Annotated in this window: 15 protein-coding genes; 8 read left to right on the plus strand and 7 right to left on the minus strand. The window is 39.7% G+C overall.

Translation table 11 applies throughout. The annotated features are described in order from the left end of the window. Nucleotides 1-53: 53 nt before the first annotated feature. Nucleotides 54-782: an HAD family hydrolase gene (locus VB733_RS22220; RefSeq protein ID WP_323342232.1), complete on the plus strand. Its 729-nt coding sequence runs from the start codon at nucleotides 54-56 to the stop codon at nucleotides 780-782. Between the two features lie 34 nt (nucleotides 783-816). Here VB733_RS22220 and VB733_RS22225 read toward each other — a convergent pair whose 3' ends face one another. The 3 genes from VB733_RS22225 to VB733_RS22235 all read right to left on the minus strand — a co-directional run bounded on the left by VB733_RS22225 (nucleotide 817) and on the right by VB733_RS22235 (nucleotide 4506). Beyond that, nucleotides 817-2565 (minus strand): glycosyltransferase, encoded by a 1749-nt coding sequence (locus VB733_RS22225; RefSeq protein WP_323342249.1) that lies wholly within the window; start codon nucleotides 2563-2565, stop codon nucleotides 817-819. Between the two features lie 37 nt (nucleotides 2566-2602). Continuing rightward, nucleotides 2603-3844, minus strand: a complete 1242-nt coding sequence (locus VB733_RS22230; RefSeq protein ID WP_323342233.1) for a glycosyltransferase — start codon at nucleotides 3842-3844, stop codon at nucleotides 2603-2605. A 350-nt stretch (nucleotides 3845-4194) separates the two neighbouring features. Next, the gene (locus VB733_RS22235) at nucleotides 4195-4506 is read right to left on the minus strand and encodes an antibiotic biosynthesis monooxygenase (protein WP_323342234.1); all 312 of its coding nucleotides are present in this window, start codon (nucleotides 4504-4506) and stop codon (nucleotides 4195-4197) included. 119 nt (nucleotides 4507-4625) lie between these two features. Between VB733_RS22235 and cofH the strand changes: the two genes are divergently transcribed. From cofH to VB733_RS22265, 6 genes are all read left to right on the plus strand, one after another. Then, nucleotides 4626-5762: a 7,8-didemethyl-8-hydroxy-5-deazariboflavin synthase subunit CofH gene (cofH, locus tag VB733_RS22240; protein WP_323342235.1), complete on the plus strand. Its 1137-nt coding sequence runs from the start codon at nucleotides 4626-4628 to the stop codon at nucleotides 5760-5762. A 138-nt stretch (nucleotides 5763-5900) separates the two neighbouring features. After that, on the plus strand, nucleotides 5901-6674 hold the full coding sequence (hisA, locus tag VB733_RS22245; protein WP_323342236.1) for a 1-(5-phosphoribosyl)-5-[(5-phosphoribosylamino)methylideneamino]imidazole-4-carboxamide isomerase: 774 nt from the start codon (nucleotides 5901-5903) through the stop codon (nucleotides 6672-6674). A 21-nt stretch (nucleotides 6675-6695) separates the two neighbouring features. After that, a complete protein-coding gene (locus VB733_RS22250) occupies nucleotides 6696-7094 on the plus strand; it encodes a VOC family protein (RefSeq protein WP_323342237.1) in 399 nt (132 codons plus the stop codon). A gap of 57 nt (nucleotides 7095-7151) precedes the next feature. Next, entirely contained in the window at nucleotides 7152-8051 is a 900-nt protein-coding gene (gene ylqF, locus VB733_RS22255; protein ID WP_323342238.1) for a ribosome biogenesis GTPase YlqF, read from the plus strand. Between the two features lie 216 nt (nucleotides 8052-8267). Further along, nucleotides 8268-9614, plus strand: coding sequence for an ATP-binding protein (locus tag VB733_RS22260; RefSeq protein WP_323342239.1), 1347 nt, complete (start codon nucleotides 8268-8270; stop codon nucleotides 9612-9614). 72 nt (nucleotides 9615-9686) lie between these two features. Further along, nucleotides 9687-10937: a tetratricopeptide repeat protein gene (locus tag VB733_RS22265; RefSeq protein WP_323342240.1), complete on the plus strand. Its 1251-nt coding sequence runs from the start codon at nucleotides 9687-9689 to the stop codon at nucleotides 10935-10937. A gap of 153 nt (nucleotides 10938-11090) precedes the next feature. On the opposite strand, the gene VB733_RS22270 is transcribed toward VB733_RS22265, so the two are convergent. Both VB733_RS22270 and VB733_RS22275 read right to left on the minus strand, forming a co-directional pair. Further along, the gene (locus tag VB733_RS22270; protein WP_323342241.1) at nucleotides 11091-12563 is read right to left on the minus strand and encodes an ABC transporter ATP-binding protein/permease; all 1473 of its coding nucleotides are present in this window, start codon (nucleotides 12561-12563) and stop codon (nucleotides 11091-11093) included. A gap of 30 nt (nucleotides 12564-12593) precedes the next feature. Then, nucleotides 12594-12944 (minus strand): hypothetical protein, encoded by a 351-nt coding sequence (locus tag VB733_RS22275; RefSeq protein WP_323342242.1) that lies wholly within the window; start codon nucleotides 12942-12944, stop codon nucleotides 12594-12596. Nucleotides 12945-13598: 654 nt separating this feature from the next. Between VB733_RS22275 and VB733_RS22280 the strand changes: the two genes are divergently transcribed. Beyond that, nucleotides 13599-14207, plus strand: a complete 609-nt coding sequence (locus VB733_RS22280) for a hypothetical protein (protein WP_323342244.1) — start codon at nucleotides 13599-13601, stop codon at nucleotides 14205-14207. A 233-nt stretch (nucleotides 14208-14440) separates the two neighbouring features. Here the strand turns inward: VB733_RS22280 and VB733_RS22285 are convergent, their stop codons facing one another. Next, nucleotides 14441-15622, minus strand: a complete 1182-nt coding sequence (locus VB733_RS22285) for an alpha/beta fold hydrolase (RefSeq protein ID WP_323342245.1) — start codon at nucleotides 15620-15622, stop codon at nucleotides 14441-14443. A gap of 231 nt (nucleotides 15623-15853) precedes the next feature. After that, on the minus strand, nucleotides 15854-16366 hold the full coding sequence (locus VB733_RS22290; protein ID WP_323342246.1) for a L,D-transpeptidase: 513 nt from the start codon (nucleotides 16364-16366) through the stop codon (nucleotides 15854-15856). Nucleotides 16367-16584: the final 218 nt, after the last annotated feature.

The raw sequence follows: 16584 nt of genomic DNA on the forward strand, positions 1-16584 counted from the left end.
TGCCAATAGATAAAAATAGATAAAAATTAAACTTGAATTTTCGGGAGTTGCATGTGGTTACTATCCAGTGTAGAAATAAGATATTTAATAATATCGAAGCAATTTTATTTGATAAAAACGGTACATTAGAAGACTCGGATAGCTATTTGCGTAGTTTGGCGCAGCGAGGAGCCAGGATGATAGACGCGCAGGTTCCAGGGGTGGGGGAACCTTTGTTGATGGCATTTGGAGTCAATGGTGGTAGTATTGATCCTGCGGGGCTGATGGCTGTAGCTAGTCGCTGGGAAACTGAGGTAGCCGCAGCAGCATACATCGCAGAAACGGGGAAAAGTTGGTTTGAATCACGGCAAATTGCCCGGCAAACATTAGATGAAGCTGATAAGTATGTTAGAGATATTCCTTCACCGTTGTTTACTGGTTGTTTGCAGTTATTGAAAAATTTATCCGCAGCAGGTTTGAAGTTGGGTATTCTTTCGGCTGCGACTACTAGTGATGTGCAAAATTTTGTGCGATCGCATCATCTTTCTGATTATATAGAATTAGAGATGGGTGTTGACGGGGAAGTGAGTAAACCTAATCCCAAGTTGTTTTTAGAGGCTTGCAAAAGATTGGGTATGGAGCCATCTGTCACTTTGATGGTTGGGGATTCGGTTGGTGATATGACAATGGGCAAGAATGCTGGTGCTGCTGGGTGTATTGGCATTACTTGGGTAGGTAAGGTGGATCATGTCGGGGGTGCAGATGTGGTAATTAATAGGTTAGATGAGATTGAGGTTGTGTAAGTTGTGTAACCGCGTTTAGAAATTGGAATACAATTTATTGGCAATGAAATAGTTTGTATTCATAACCATTAATTGCTGGCAATATGGGTTTTTCTTGGACGCAAGTATCTAGTTCTTCTGGTTTATCTGCATAGAAGTTCACTAACCACAAATCAAAGGCATTTGATTGTTTTTCTAGTATTTTTCGTAAAGCGACTGTCGAAGTTTCAGGATTGTCATCTTGGTGGGCTAAAACAAATTTAGTCGGGACATGATTAATTGCTTCTTTGTTTGTCTTTTTTCTTGCTTCTCTAATTTTAAATTCTCTAGCAACACCCATCATTTCACCAATATGAACGTGGGTTTTTTGAGTAGTGGCAATTAAAACTGGTACTTGTGATGTTTTTTGAATTAATTCGACAAATAAATCTGGTCGATAATACTTTTGATACCCTAAATTATTCACAACTGTAATAGCACTTGTTAGTGACATTAAGCAAACTATCGCCACTGCCTTCTTCCCAGATATTTGCCATCGCCAAATTTTGATTTTAGCTGTTTGCCAACAAATAGCTAAACTGGAAGCGATTAAGACAATTACTGAAGGGAAATAGACAAAATTATAACGTGCCCCTCGCGTTAAATCGATGCCAAAAAAATAGGTGAGAATAAAAAATATTGCTAGAGAAGCAATAATAAAATTGAGTAGAATATGTGTGAGAAACTGATTTTTTGGCTCTTGCAGTCGGAAATTCAAACCGCGCAATAATATTGGTGTAATCCAAATAAAAAAAGCCAACATGACTAGTCCAGAAGCAATGATGATTGGGATTTGTGGTGATTCGACAGGTAGTAAAGAAATCATCGTAATCCAAGCTGCTAAAGCTTGAAAAATTGGACTCAGCCAAGCTAAACCACTACGTTCCCCTTGTATCCATTCTGTTAATTTACCACCATAACTATTTTGTAAAAATATTGGAATCCAAACTGCGCCAGCGACTACTGTAGCCGTAATTGCTACGAGAATGCGATACCAGGAAGATGTGAGGATATTTTGATTTTCCCCATTTTCCTCTTTTCTGAATTCACGAATAAAAAGATAAATTAAGACAATAACTTGGGCAGATAAAGTCAGCACAAAAAAGTAATGTGTTGCGATTCCCAAAGCATTGACAATTACCCAAATCAAAACAACTTTAAAAGATAATTTAGTATTATTTTTGAGATGTTGTGTACTAATTAAAAAACAAGCCAACGAGGCAATTACCCACAATATTGCTAATGTGTAATGTCTAGTTTCCTGCGCTAAAAAAATCCCGTAGGGTGAGGTTGCCATGATTATCGCAGCCAGATGACTAACTAAACGGGATTTTATCACCAGCCAACTCAAGGCATAGGTAGCGGGAACTGTTACGCCTCCTAAGATTGCAGCCAAAGCTCTCGCTCCCCAAACTGATACTAATCCATCATCAGTCGGAAATAATCGTAACCAAAAATGGGTAAGTATAAAATAAATTGGTGGGTGATTGCTTTCTGTAAATAAATGCTTGAATACGTCTTGTATACTAGTATTTACACGTGGTTTTAAAGGTTCTAATAATACATCAACATTAATAGCTTGGTCGAGTGGCACACCTAAAAAACTGTTACCTAAACTGAAAACTAGTGTGGAAAATTCATCAGTCCAAGGTGGTTTAGCGCCGAGATTGATGAAACGTAAAATGAGAGCAACAGTAAACCATAAAAGTAATAACAGAAAATCTTGATGTTGTGACTCTTGAACTTTAGGTATTTTTAACTGCATAAGCCGATTAGGGGAAAGCATTATTTTTCCTTTTCCCTTATTTATTTACATCTGTTACACGCCAACTGAGTTTGAGATTAACCCAAAAGTTCCAGAGAACAACAAATGCGATCGCAATTAATTTGGCGATATACTGGTTTACTCCCAAAACATTAAATAGTAAGTTGACAATCAATGCTTGTAAAATTACCCCAGTGAGACAAATAACGTTAAATTTCAAAAATCGGCGAAAACGAGCCTTGCCACCTTTTTGCCAACGCGAAATATCCCGAAACGTCCAAACATCGTTCCATAAAAAATTGTTAATTATCGCGACTTCCGCCGAAAGTATTGTACTGCGAGTTAATCCCAAACCAATGATTTGCCGCAGAATGTGAAATACTGCTAAGTCCACAAACAACCCGCTAAAACCCACCGCACCAAAGCGTAAAAATCTGGCGATGGGAAAATTGAATCTTTGGTGGAAGCGTCCTAAATCTCCAGTTGTTAAGCGTAGGCGCAGCAAATGATGTAGATAATCGACATAGTGCCTCCATGTCACCTTACTTTCACCCTCTAGTCTTTCGCTAAACACATATCCAACTTCGACAATTTCATCAATATTACCCCGCCCCAAAACTTCTAAGAGAATTTTGTAGCCAACAGGGTTAAGATTAGCTTCAACAATACTGTCTCTTCTCAATAAAAAATAACCGCTCATCGGGTCAGAAACTCTACCTAAAACATGGGGTAGAAACATTAAACCCAAAAGTTGGGCACCACGGGACAAAAATCTCCTGACAAAACTCCAACTGCTAACACCTCCGCCATCAACATGACGACTAGCAACGGCTAAATCAGCGCCTTCTTCAACAGCACGTAACAATTGCAACAAAACCTGCGGAGGATGCTGTAAATCGCCATCAATCACTCCTAAAATTTTTCCTTCTGCGGCTTGCCAACCACGTACTACAGCCGATGACAGTCCCCGTTCACCTTGACGACGCATTACCCGTAATTGAGGATATGCAGGAATTAGGGATTGGGCAACTTCCCAAGTGCGATCGGGACTATCATCATCAACGATAATTAGTTCATAATCGTAGGGGATGGATTCATCGAGTAACTGGCTCAGTGTTTCCACAATCTTTTGGATATTGTCGCGCTCTTTGTAGGTGGGAATTACAAGCGAGAACAGAACGGTGTTTCTGGTTCGGTATGCAGATGAGGGAGGAAATTTTGAAATCCGTAAAGGACCAGTTGGCACTGAGAGAAGTGAATTTGGTTCGATGATACTCATTCAAAAAATTGTTGAGGGAACAGTGCTAGGAAGTGGTTTTTGGTGGAGGATGTTGATTTTTGTATGAAAGTTAGATCAAATGCTAAGTCTGATTTGGGTTGAATGTCAAAGACTTTAATTTGTTAATTTATTTGTAAATTGAAGAATCAATATAAAATCTTGATGTAGCAGCAAGTTTGTGTGCTACGCTCGACTGAGAAGTTACTTAATATTTACTTTACAAGTTGTCTCATAGGCATCGATGGGAAATTTTGTTTGTATTCTATCTATATGATGAATGATAATGGTTTTTCGCAACTTAATTTGAGATGGTGATTTGATTCAAGTTGGGGCAGGAATAAAACCAGGCATCAGAAATTAGGAGAAGTGATTTCATCAATAGGGGTATAGTGTTCCACCGTTGGGAAAGGTTCATAGAAATGATGTAAGAGCGATCGCCATTGTTGATATTCTAATGATTGGCGAAACCCAATAGTATGATCTTCTAATTTTTGCCAGCGCACCAACAGGATATAACGGTTCTCCGTTTCTATACAACGTTGGAGTTCGTGAGAAATATATCCCGACATCGAAGCAATGATGGTTGAGGCTATTTTAAAGGTAGCTGCAAATTCTCCAGCCATGCCAGGTTTAACATCAAGAATGGCAACTTCTAGTATCATGAAATGGAATCTGAACTTCTGCCAACTAATTTTATGCTGATTTTTGGATTTTGATTTCTATATTCTGATTTCTGTATTCTGACTCCTAAATTCTGATTCCTATATCCTGTTGGAGAACTGTGGCTACTGCAACTGTTGATGCTATTCTCGATCGCGTCTGTGAGGGGTATGATTTGTCTCCCGCAGAGGGGGTAACGTTACTGAAACAAACTGACTCAAATATTATTAGCGGAATTCGCGACACTGCTGACAAGCTACGTCAACAACAGGCGGGAAACACTGTCACTTATGTGATTAACCGCAATATTAATTTTACCAATATCTGCGAGCAACATTGTAGCTTTTGTGCTTTTCGTCGAGATGAGGGTGAAGTCGGTGCATATTGGTTAGATTGGGCGCAAATTCGTGAAAAAACCACTGATGCAGTCAGAAGAGGGGCGACAGAAATCTGTATGCAGGGTGGATTGAATCCGGAAGCCAAAATTGATGGTAAGGCTTTAAATTACTACATTAAGTTAGTAGAAACCATCAAACAAGAGTTTCCCCAGTTACACCTACATGCTTTTTCACCCCAAGAAATCCAATTTATTGCTCGACTGGATAATATTTCCTACATCGAAGTCATTACCGCCCTCAAGAATGCTGGTGTTGGTTCCATACCGGGGACTGCTGCTGAAGTTTTAAATGATGCTGTGAGAAAGGTACTGTGTCCAGAGAAAATTGACGCGAATACTTGGTTAGAAATTATTGAAACAGCACACAAACTTGGATTACCCACCACCAGCACCATGCTATCGGGGCATATCGAAACACCCGAACAACAAATTGAACATTTAGAACAATTGCGACTTCTGCAACAAAAAGCGATCGCCAATAATTATCCCACGAAAATAACAGAGTTTATTTTGCTACCATTTGTGGGTAAGGAAGCGCCAAAACCCTTGCGTCGTCGTGTTGGACGTGACCAACCTGTGTTAAAAGACGCACTTTTACTAACAGCAGTAGCTCGAATTTATTTAGGAAATTATATTATCAATCACCAACCAAGTTGGGTAAAACTGGGACTTGCAGGAGCCACTGAAGCTTTAAAGTGGGGTTGTAATGATATCGGTGGCACGTTGATGGAAGAACACATTACGACAATGGCAGGTGCAATTGGTGGCACCTGTATGGAAGTAGAGGATTTCCAAAAAGCGATCACTACATCTTGTCAACGTCCGTATCAACAACGCGACACACTGTATAGGGTTTTTTGACCAGTCCAAACTTTCTCAAACATACCCTAATCCGACTTGTTTGGTGAGAAAATAAACTTCTCCCGACACAATCAAACTGCATACTCACTGTATAAAACTCTGGGCAGTGAGAATTGTAATTTTATAAGGAACGCAAAAATGGAAGTTATCCCCGCAATTGATTTACTTGCCGGTCGCTGCGTGCGACTATATCAAGGTGACTACGCACAGTCGCAAGTATTTAACGAAAATCCAGTTGAAGTTGCCAAACAGTGGCAAGACGAAGGTGCAACTCGACTACATTTAGTCGATTTAGATGGCGCAAAAGTAGGTAAACCCGCTAATCTAGAAGCGATCGCCGCAATTACGCAGGAGATATCAATCCCCGTTGAAGTCGGAGGTGGATTACGCGATCGCGAGAGTGTGAAACAATTATTTGATATTGGGGTGCGCTGGGCAATTTTAGGAACCGTTGCCGTCGAACAACCCCAGTTAGTACAAAGCCTCTGCCAAGAATTTCCCACACAAATTATCGTGGGGATTGATGCCCGTAACGGCAAAGTTGCTACACGCGGTTGGCTGGAAACCTCCGAAGTCGAAGCTACTCAACTTGCCATCCAAATGCAAGAGTTTGGGGCATCGGCAATAATTTACACCGACATTCACCGAGATGGAACCCTGGCAGGACCCAATTTAGAAGCACTCCGTGAACTTGCCAATACAATTTCTATACCCGTAATTGCCTCTGGGGGCGTGAGTTCTGTCACTGACTTACTCAGTTTACTAGCACTGGAACCTCAAGGAGTCACAGCTGCGATCGTTGGACGGGCGATTTATACGGGTGATGTTTCATTACGCGAAGCTATCCGTGCTGTTGGTTCCGGGCGGATTCAAGATATTCCCCCAAATTTAGATTTTTCCAGCTTTGCTTAATTTTGACCCTCCTAATATCTAATGTCTAATCAAATACAAGTAACAGATTCCCTAGTGACTCTCGCAGCCACCAACTTAGAAATACTAGTGAATTTTTACACCGCTTTCCTCAACCAAGAACCGAGAAAATATATTCCCAATGTATATGCAGAATATCAACTTCCCGGTGTGAAATTAGGCATCTTTCAACCCAAACCGACACATGAACCAGAATTTGCAACGCTGACCCAGAGTAAAATGAGTTTGTGCTTAGAGGTTAAAGACTTAAAAAATGCGATCGCCCATTTGACTGACTTAGGCTATCCACCACCAGGAAAAATTATCACAGCATCCCACGGACAAGAAATATATAGTTACGACCCCGACGGTAATCGAATTATATTACATCAGGAAACGAGAAATTCAGAGGAGAAAAGGTAGACAAGTCAGATAAGGGAGAATTTTTAACTTCTAACTCATTCACTCAGCACTTAAAAAATGGGACTAACTCAAAACTATAAATTAAATATTATCCAGTGGTATCCCGGACATATCGCCAAAGCCGAAAAGCAACTCAAAGAACAACTCAAACTTGTTGATGTCGTTCTCGAAGTTCGCGACGCGCGCATTCCCATCTCCACACACCACCCGCAATTATTCGACTGGATTGGGAATAAATCCCGCATACTCGTGCTGAACCGCCTAGATATGATTTCCCCCCAAGTCCGGCAAACTTGGACAAACTGGTTTCAAGAGAATAATGAAGTGCCCTATTACACCAATGCCCAGCAAGGACAAGGTGTAGCCGCAGTTGCCAAAGCCGCACAGGCAGCAGGAGTTGAATTAAATCAACGTCGCAAAAGTCGGGGAATGTTACCACGCCCTGTCCGTGCTGTTGTGATTGGATTCCCTAACGTGGGAAAATCGGCTTTAATTAATCGCTTACTGGGTAAACGTGTAGTCGAAAGTGCAGCCCGTCCCGGCGTGACTCGTTCCTTGCGCTGGGTGAGAATTTCCGATCAATTAGAATTACTGGATGCACCTGGTGTCATCCCTTTAAAATTGCAAGATCAAGAAGCTGCGGTCAAATTAGCGATTTGTGATGATATTGGGAATGCTTCCTACGATAATCAATTAATTGCATCGGCATTTGTAGATATTATTACTTATCTCGAAGCCGTGGCAGCGAATTTATTACCCAAAAATCTCTTGAAAACCCGTTACAATTTTGATCCCAGCGACTACACAGGTGAAGCATATCTCCATGCATTAGCTGAATATCGTTACAACGGCGACGTAGAACGTACTGCCTGTCAATTGCTCACTGATTTCCGTAAAGGTTTATTAGGTCAAATTCCCCTGGAAATACCGGCTCAGTTTGCGAGTGCGGAGGAATAGGGCATCTGGTTGTTGTGTAGTCATCCAAAAATCCCTACCTATAGTCATTTTTGATAGTCAGTCATGAAAAATAGGCATTTGAGAATAGCCTCAAAACTTCACAGGGCAAGTATTTGAGCTACTTTCATTTTCATCAACTCAATTTTTGATTGCTTATGATAGACACTACTGCATTTGAATTTCTTTTTTAACCAAAAAATCAAAGTCGAAAATGATATGACTACCAGCCAGGAAACGGTAAAAGCACTGCGCGAGGCACTAAAATTTTCTCCAAATAATGTTCCCCTCAGACAACACTTGGCAGAAATGCTCTTGAGTGTGGGGCAGTTTGACGAAGCCGAGCAAGAATACCGTCAGGCTTTGGCGCTTAAGCCAGAAGAAAGTGAATTAAAACTAGGATTAGCAAAAGCATTTTATCAACAGGGCAAGCATTCGCAAGCTTTAGTGATTGTTGAAGATTTTGTGAAACGTTCCGATTGTCCACCGCTTGCATATCTATTACATGCGCGATTATTATTAAATTCCGGTGCAGTTAAGCAAGCAGTCAGCCAATACCGCCAGGCGATCGCTCTTGACCCGGCGATCGCAGATGCAGATTTTGCCGGACTTCTGGGGATTACCGACACGGAAACCAGCAACGAAGTTGTCAACGGTAAAATCAGATCGATTCTCAGAGACGACATCGCCTTCTTAGATGAAGATATCCTAGAACGCCCGGAAATTTCCTTCCAAGATGTCGGGGGAATGGATACTCTCAAAGATGAAATTCGTCTGAAAATCATCTATCCCCTCAACCAACCCGAACTCTACAAAGCTTACGGTAAAACCATTGGGGGTGGGATTTTACTCTATGGTCCTCCAGGATGTGGTAAAACATATCTTGCCCGTGCCACTGCTGGCGAAATCAATTCCAGCTTTATTTCCGTTGGTATAAACGATGTCCTCGACATGTGGCTGGGGAATAGCGAACGTAATTTACATGAAATCTTTGAGCAAGCCCGCTACAATCAACCCTGCGTCTTATTTTTCGATGAAGTAGATGCCCTTGCCGCTAATCGTACCGACCTACGACAAAGTTCGAGTCGCATGGTAATCAATCAGTTTTTATCAGAACTGGATGGTGTCAAAAGCTCGAATGAAGGTGTATTGATTTTGGCAGCTACCAATGCTCCCTGGCATCTAGATACAGCCTTTCGCCGTCCGGGAAGATTTGACAGAATCTTATTTGTACCACCACCAGATGCCAAAGCCAGAGCAGCCACTTTGCGTTTATTATGTCAAGGCAAGCCACTTGAGGAAATTGACTACGAACATGTCAGTAAAAAGACAGAGAATTTCTCCGGAGCCGACTTAAAAGCAGTGGTTGATTTAGCAGTGGAACGCAAATTACAAGAAGCGATGAAAATTGGTATTCCCAAACCCCTCTCAACCAAAGATTTACTTTCTGCTGCTGGCAGTATTAAGCCATCAACCAAAGAATGGTTTACCACAGCCCGTAATTATGCCCTGTATGCCAATGAAGGTGGCTTATATGACGATATTTTGAAGTATTTAAAAATGTAGTTTGTAGTTAATTCTTGATTCCCAACTCAGTTCTGAGCATTTCCCTATCAGCATTCCCTAACTCCTTTCCCAGTGAACATCGAGCGTGCAACATTACTATTAGAACAATCTCGTTACGAGATGGCAGAGGTGGAACTCCGTAAAGCTTTGGCGGAGTCCCCCCATGAAGGTTATGCCTATGCCCTGTTAGGGTTATGTTTAAATTATCAACAGCGTTACCAAGAAGCGACTCAAGCAGCAGAAACAGCAATTTCCCTAACCCCAGATTTACCATTTCCCCATTACATACTGGGTTATATTTTATGCGATCGCAATCAGTTGGAGGCAGCAGAAAAGTCGGTATATGCAGCGATTCGTCTCAACCCTTACCAGGCTGCTTATTTTGCTTTATTGGCACGCTGTCACTACAATCGCAAACAGTGGCAAAATACCCTTGATGCCGCAATTCAGGGATTAGCGATCGATTCCGAACATGTGGAATGTTTGAATTATCGAGCTTTATCGCTATCGCAGTTAGGGCAAGGAGACGAAGCCATTCAAGCAGTGGCAGATGCAATTTCTTTATCCCCAGAAGACGCTTCTTCCTATGCCAGTAGCGGTTGGATTTTGCTTTCCCATGGGAAATCCCCCGACAAAGCTTTGACATACTTTCGCGAAGCACTGCGACTCAACCCGAATATGGAATGGGCACGTCAAGGAGTAGTAGAAGCACTCAAGGCAAAAAACCCCATTTATCGCATCTTACTGCGCTACTTCTTATGGTCGTCACGCCTAAATCATATTACCAGATGGGTGTTTGCGATCGGCTTATATTTTGCCGTGCGATTCATGTTAGTAGGATTGCATCAAGTCGGATTAAAACCCTTAGTCATTATTGTGGCGATCGTTTATCTCCTATTTGTCATTTTCACATGGATTGCCGACCCATTTTTTACTTTGTTGCTGCGTCTGAATAAATTTGGACGTTTAGCACTTTCGGAAGCAGAAATTCAACAATCTAACTGGTGGGGTGCTTGTTTTGGAATTGCTTTGTTATCTTTAGGTGTGTGGATATTTACTAATAGTATTAGTCCGTTGATTGGTGCAATTGTATTTGGTTTGTTACTCATACCCACAGCAGCAACTTTCAACTGTCAAGAAGGATGGATGCGTCAAGGTATGACAATCTATACAATTAGCCTTGCCACCGTCGGCAGCCTCGCCATAATTTTATCCCTAGTAAGTAAAGAATTGTGGATTATACCGCTAGCAATGTTTCTGCCATTGACAATTATCTCCAGTTGGGTTGCTACCTTACTCACTGGCATTAAAGCGAAGAAATGAGTAGCAATTTATTCCATATTCTGTAGTTAAACTGCCACAAGAGGTAATTATATGCTGCATAAAAATACTAGAGATATCACCCCGAACATCTCTAGTATCAATCATACATGGATATGCATATTTACTTTTTGTAGACAAGGATAATGTATTTTCCTACTGAGTCACAGAATCACGTTGATAAGCCCAAATCGCTAGTAATCCAAAGACACATCCAGCCCAAATCAACCATAATATGTGAAATACAAGATGCTTGTCAAAATCAATTCCTGCTGCCCATAATGTTAATTCTCGATAATGATAAAAAGGGGAGAATAAAACTATATCTGGGAAAAAACTTGGTTTTGTTAATTTTAATGCCCCGCATGTCGCTAAACCAATAGGAATTGACAAACCAGCTATAGAATCATAACTTTTTGGCTCAGTTAAATAAGATAGTGCTAATCCTAAAACTGCAAACGGAATTGCTCCTATAATCAAGCCGATAAAGAGAAGTGAAAGCTGTTCTAGGTTTGCTTCAATGTCTAATCGCCAAACTCCCAATATCATAATTAATATGAGAGTAACGGCAGATAGTAGCAAAGTTGTGAAAACTTTTGCCGCTATATAAATTCCTGGTGGTAATGGAGTAGCTCTAAGTAGCTTTAACCAACCTTCCGCACGTTCAACAGATATACGCTTACCAAGACGATCAATACAAATAGTTAGCAATATTAATACACTAAATGATGCCAGCGCTTCCTTTGCATTTTCCCCATGAAATGGAAGAAAGCTAACAAATGATGCGAACAAGGCAATTCCTACTAAAAAGGCTGGTGTACGTAATAGCTGAATAATTTCACTCCAAATTTGTTCTCTAAATATTTTTGATACGTAGTGAGATGAATTGTAAGATATTCTTTCAGTAGTTTTATTTTGTTGATTTTGTGTCGATATCTGATTACTATTCGTCTGGTTTATTTCTTCACTCAATTGCCTACCAAAAGGAGAGTTAGTGATTTTATGCAAGTTAATGTAGCGTGTTGCCAGATAATTGAGTTTTTCCCAATCAGAATTATTATTTGTCACCATTAAAATGGTAATTCCCTGTTTATAACAAGCTGTTATCTGTTCCCAAAATTCTTTATAACTTTTATCATCTAAATTTCTTGTGGGTTCATCTAGAATGAGAAGTTCGGGATTTCCGATTAATGCAAGAGCAAAATATAAACGTTGCTTTTGCCCACCAGATAAACTACTTGCCCAATCTTCTGATTTATCTTCGAGTTTGACTTGTTTTAAAATATCATCAACTGAGCATTTTTGAGGATAATAACTTTGCATTAATTGGATAAGTTCTTTAACTTTTATATTTTTGGGGATAGTTGTTTCTTGCAAAACCACTCCAACACGTAATTTTGATGTAGAATCTTGTGGAGAAAGTCCCATCAATTTTACTTCACCTTGGCTCGGTTTAATTAACCCCAAGATTAAATTTAATAATGTACTTTTACCTGCACCATTTTCACCGCGCAAAACGACAAATTCCCCTTTATGTATCGTGAAGTCGATATTTTGGAGAATCGTACTTTTAGAAAAACTTTTGTGGAATGTTTTACTTACTTGCCTGAGTTCAATTAAGTTAAGCATTTATTTGTATATTTAGATTTGAGTTTTCATTTAAGAAAGGTGAAGCGATGTATATATGAGAAGCCATATACCTGCCGATATTCCAACCGCAGGTAAAATTGACATTCCTAAAAATGAAGTCAAGACTAGTATGGTTGCTGCACCACCTGCATAAGACCAAAAATCACTCGTAAATGTAGTAGTATGAAAGCGACTATCACCACAAGTACTAAACAAGCACAAATCATTACCCCCATTGATTAAGAGAAGTGTTCCAATAATACAAATCAGCAAAATAGCTCCCACAATTACTTTATTACTCGATGCAAACTTTAGATTTTGATTTGCATTTTCTATTACTTCTTGTGTATCAACAGTAAAATTATTTTCTTGGTTTTGCATTTTTCGTTCCTCAATATCATCGACAGTGTAAAATTTGGTTTGCTAGAATCCTATCTGGAAAAGATGCCAATAATTTTGAATTAAAACCCAAATGATTCCATCACTGAAATCTGTACTTTTCTGAGATGATTCCTCAGATTATTGCTCAATATATGTGGCTGTTGACTCTGTTTATATACTGCTAGGGCTTTTTGTGCTTGCTGATACTCTTTCTTGTAGATGTTTTTTACTATTTCTTGATTACATGATGCTGGGATTTTTACAGCCCATGGAATCATTGGATGACAAGAATGTTGAACCTGTAAAGTCGCAATTGTTAAAAAAGGTGTCCATAGAATAATACAGATTAACATGATGGTCTTAATCTGTATCTTTTGTATTTGTTCTATCCAATATTTTAAAGGTTGCGTGTACTGTCGGGTTTCCATAAAAGTATTGAGATTAATTGATGGTAATAATCAGAGATGCCGTAGTATCTATTACAGAGTAAAGTTGTTTTCTGACTAACGTTATTATTCCCACTTTTTTAGAGGATATAACATTAAGTAAAAAAATCTATATCTAAGTAAGATTACCGATTTGTTAGTGGAGAAAGAAAAATGGGAATCCTAAAGCTGTAAGCCAAAAGTTTTGAATAAATGAGGTGAAAAGCTCATGGATTACGACTCGATTATAGAAATGCCTGTTATCGGTCAAACTATTAATAGTGCGATTAAGGGAGGCAATGAATGGGGTAAAACTTTTCTTAATGATTCACGCTGGTTTGGTGATAGGGATCGAATGACAGATCATGCTATTTATGAATCCACACTCTGGTCGGTTGGTAATGGCATTGGTAACGGACTTATCGGTTTAGCTGGAATCCCTAGCGATGTTGCAATTACCCTTTACTCGCAAGTAAAGTTAGCATCAACGTTGCTTACAATTTATGGCATTGATGTAACTAACAATTACGCAAAACCATTAGTTTTAGCTGCTGCCGCAGGAGTTACAATATCAGAATTCGCGAATAAATTGGGAACACAAGCGGCTCAAAAAGCTATTCAAAGAGCATTAATGGCTATACCCGGTAAAACTTTTGCAGAAATCAATAAAGTTTTAGGAATTAAGTTGATATCCAAGGCAGGTGAAAGAACATTACTAAATGTTGCAACAGTGGTGCCAGTTATTGGCTCTGGTGTAAGTGGTACAATTAATGGAGTTATGATGAACGCTTGCGGGCATTCAGTCAAAGCTTTTATTAAGGCATACCAAAATTCTTAATTTCATCATCTATATTTGATGTTGGGTGGAGCATACTTATTGATGCGAAACTCAACATATAGACAATCAAAATAGTGTTTCGATCGCCTCCTAATCAAAAATGTATATAGGACTCTTATTTGATTTCTGAACAAGACTAAGAAGAAGTCTAACAGGGAACAATTTAAAAACTTATCATCTCGGTTAACGCCAAGCAAAAATGATCAATAATTATGCAGACTCGATCGCATTCCCTATTTTAAGGGAGGAACTAGGGGTAACTTGGGGTCTTGTTCCGTATTACTCATATTACCGGGGTTAATTTCACCAGTCGTTAAAAATCTGTAGGTTTCCTGATATAAACTTTGCCAAAAACGATTAGTCATCCCCTGGCTTTTTACATCTGGCTCTGCAAGCGGATGGGGAACTAAATCGCTAGCGGGATACATGTAAAAACGATGTCCCTTTTTATTTCCACCAATATCATTGAAAAACTTCTGATTTGTAGGGATGTTTGCAGCATCCTCATTTTCCGTCAGCACCATAAAAGTCGGAACCTGCTGCAATGCTTTCACATTTTTAGATTCACGCACAAAAGCGCCATATTTTGCGGCTGCTGTCAGCGCTCCAATGGGAAAACTTTCACCGGGACTCCAGCTTTTTTCATGTATATCCAACGGACCTGCTAAATTCACATATCGCTCCATCATGGGTTCATGAAGCTTTAATAATGGAGCATAGCTGACAACTTTCGAGATACGTTGAGGTTTATCTGCTGCCAAACCAAGTGCGATCGCAGCTCCTACGGATAACCCAATGGTATAAATGGGTCCTGGCATATCGTCGAGTTCTGCCAATCTTTGCTGTGCATGGGTGAGATATTCCATATGATTGGAATCAAAATAACGGTAAAAATCAGGGTCGTTATCTCTCTCGACTGCGGGGACAATATCTACCAAGCGCGGTTCAATCAATAGTAATCGTGCGACTAAACTAGCTTGGAGTTGAAGTGAAGGACGTTGAAATTTATTGGGGTCTGTGGGAAAATTCGCAATATAGTTAGATAAAACGCTGTCTTTTTGGACTTTCTCTCGCAAAGGCTTGTATATTTCCGGTTTTAAGTCAACCTGACACCAAAACTTGCTGGGTGGTTGCAGAGCATGTCCAGCTAAATTTGTTTGGTAATAATTGAAACCATTAGCAAATAAGTAATCAGAAAGTTTGGACATTTGCTTCGGTTTGCCACTAAAGCCGTGAAATATCACCACTGTACCGTGTATAGCTTTTCCAGCTTCGTGAAAACCGTAGTAAGGAGTCGAACCGGAACGGAAATTGGGGTTAGCTTCCACACTTTGAATATAAGCATCAATCTTTGCTTTAGTGCGGGAAATTTGTTCGCTAGTAGGAGTTGCAGAGAGTTCTAAATTTGTAGTCATAATTATTTTGGTAGACTTCTGTATTGCTCTGGAAATAGCGCCGTGCTTTACTAGGTAAAATCAAGAGTTGCAATATCTAGGATTCAAATAAATACATCCTTAACTCTGTATGCAATTACGGAAACTATCTTGTATTTGCAATAAATCAATACAAAATAGAACGTGGTTGGAGGATGATTTGAGAATACTTCGGCTAGTTCGTAAATATTTAGACGAAATTAATGATACAGCTTATCGCTGCACAATTATTGGTGTACCTACCCTAGACCACTCATATAACCATTTTGCATGATTGGGGGCAAGATTTACGCAACCTCGACTAACCGGAGTCCCAAACTTTCGGTGCCAATAAGCACCATGAATACCATAACCGCGATCGTAATACATCACATGGGGCACGTTAGGAATATTGTAACCTTCACCCTGCATCCGTGTTTTCTTCAGCTTAGTTTGCACGTTAAAAACACCAGTCAATGTCGGAGTTGCTTTTTTGCCAGTAGATACCAGCACTGTATATACAGGGTTTCTTCCTTCCCAAGCAATTAATCTCTGCTTGGAAAGATTAACTTGAATCCAGCGTTGCTTTGATTGTTTCAACTGTTGGATTTGCTGTTGGATTAATTGCCCTTTGGGTTGCGCGGCAACTTGTTGAGTATTAGCCGCTAGGGTACTGAAACTAAAAATTACAGCGACAAATAACAGAGATGGAAGATGCGAGTATTTAGAATCAGCCTTTTTATTCATAAAATACTGGAAATAAGTCGTTGTAGTGACAAAAATAACTAAGCCACCATTCTATACTAATAGTAAATCTTCTAGTATTTTTTGTTTTTGTAGTTATTTTAATTACATATAATTTAGCCTTCAACAAATAAAATAGGGCTGTAAACTTATGCTCTACATTAATTGCCGAAAACTGGGTTTAAAGCCCTGTCCTTCTAAGACGGCTTTTGATGTTATAA

It is taken from the genome of Calothrix sp. UHCC 0171 (genome assembly GCF_034931845.1).
Lineage (GTDB): Bacteria > Cyanobacteriota > Cyanobacteriia > Cyanobacteriales > Nostocaceae > Brunnivagina.